This window comes from Chitinophaga sp. (assembly GCF_035564935.1).
GTDB lineage: Bacteria > Bacteroidota > Bacteroidia > Chitinophagales > Chitinophagaceae > Chitinophaga.
The window spans coordinates 1-2,262 of record NZ_DATMTE010000497.1; the positions used below are offsets into that span (position 1 = coordinate 1).

1 protein-coding gene is annotated in these 2,262 nt (G+C 46.8%); it reads left to right on the top strand.

What is annotated here, in order from left to right; all coding sequences use genetic code 11:
* A partial coding sequence (locus tag VN105_RS12720) for a T9SS type A sorting domain-containing protein (RefSeq protein ID WP_325641409.1) occupies positions 1-2,262 on the top strand: 2,262 nt, incomplete at both ends.

Below are 2,262 nucleotides of genomic sequence, written 5' to 3' on the forward strand. Positions count from 1 at the left end.
GGCACTGCTTCAAACTGGCAAAGTATAGAAGGCGGGCAATTCCATACAGTAGCCATAAAAGCAGATGGGACGCTCTGGACATGGGGTTTTAATTCCAGCGGGCAGTTAGGGCTTGGTAATACTACTAACAGAACCACCCCAACTCAAGTATCTTCAAGTAATATCTGGTCTAGCGTAGCTGCAGGATATGATCATACGGTGGCAATTACAAATGATGGAACCATGTATGCCTGGGGGCTCAACGATCATGGGCAGTTAGGTGACGGTAGCCGTAGCAACAGGTCCACTCCCAGACTTATTGGAACGGGTTGGAAGAGTGTTTCTGCAGGAAACAATATCACAATCGCTGTAAAAACTGATGGTACGCTTTGGGGTTGGGGCGAAGGCTTTCTGGTTGGTGATGGAACGGACGCCGACAAAACTTCACCTGTTCAGCTTGGAACAGCCACCAACTGGAAGAGTGTAAGCCGTGGTGTAAACCATGCCTTAGCCGTAAAAACGGATGGGACACTTTGGGCATGGGGAACGAACGGGCGTGGCCAATTAGGCATCGGTACTACTGCTGCTGGAAACTATACACCTACGCAAGTTGGAACTGACACTAACTGGGAAAGTGCTAAGGCAGGTTTTTTCTTCAGTATTGGCAAGAAAACTGACGGTACGATGTGGTCATGGGGAGAGGGTACATTCAACCAACTGGGCCAAGGGGCAAGCACTGCGAATGTTTTGGTTCCTACTCAAATTGGTACTCAAAATGACTGGCATACCATTTCAGTAGGTACAAGCTCACTATTTGGTGCAGCTATAAAAAATGATGGTTCATTCTGGACTTGGGGCTATAACAATTACTCGCAATTGGGTGACGGGCTTACGGCGCGACTGCTGGTGCCGACATTGATTGCCTGTCCGGGAAGTACGATCGTAACTGAAACGGCCTGTGACAGCTATACATGGGCAGCTACTGGAATAACTTATACTACAAGCGGAATCTATATCGATTCGGTTACCAGTAATGAATTGCATTTGACTATCAACAACAGTACAACATCAAGCGTTACCGAAACGGCTTGCGACAGCTATACCTGGGCCGAAAACGGGACGACCTACACGACGAGCGGAACATACACCAACGTAACGACTAACGCTTCCGGATGCCCGAATACCGTAACCCTGAACCTTACGATCAATAACAGTACGACATCAAGCGTTACAGAAACGGCTTGCGACAGTTATACCTGGGCGGCAAACGGAACGACATATACAACGAGCGGAACCTACACCCATGTTACGACCAACGCTTCCGGATGTACGAACACCGCAACGCTTAACCTTACTATCAACAACAGCACGACATCAAGCCTTACCGAAACGGCCTGCGATAGTTATACCTGGGCGGCAAACGGAACGACTTATACAACGAGCGGAACCTACACCCATGTTACGACCAACGCTTCCGGATGCACGAACACTGCAACGCTGAACCTTACTATCAACAACAGCACGACATCAAGCCTTACCGAAACGGCCTGCGACAGTTATACTTGGGCGGCAAACGGAACGATTTACACAACGAGCGGAAACTACACCCATGTTACGACCAACGCTTCGGGATGCACGAACACCGCAACGCTGAACCTTACTATCAACAACAGCACGACATCAAGCCTTACCGAAACGGCCTGCAACAGTTATACCTGGGCAGCAAATGGAACGACTTACACAACGAGTGGAACGTACACCCATGTTACAACTAACGCTTCCGGATGTACCAACACGGCAATATTAAATTTAACCATAAACAATTCGGAATCTCCGGTTGGTGAATCGTCCCAGATAATAACCGTTGATGTTTCCGGTGATGCAACAATCTCTGATATTGTTATCAGTCCGTCAACTGTTGTCTGGTATGCCTCTGAATCAGATGCAATATCACATACTAATCCGCTGAACAGCACTACAACTTTGGTGAACGGAGCTACTTATTATGCAGTCTATACGACAAGTCAAGGCTGTAGCAGCGCTCCATATCCGGTAACGGTTTCAGTTGCATTGGGTACTAATTCTTTTAATGATGCAAAGCTTAGTTTTTATCCAAATCCAACTTCGGACGTGCTGTACATTAAATATAGCCATACAATTAATACTATAAGTGTAAATAATGTATTGGGCCAGGAAATATATGCCAAATCGATAAATGCGAATGACGGGGTAGTGGAATTTTCGAATTTACCGTCAGGGAATTACTTTGTTAAGGTAACCAGT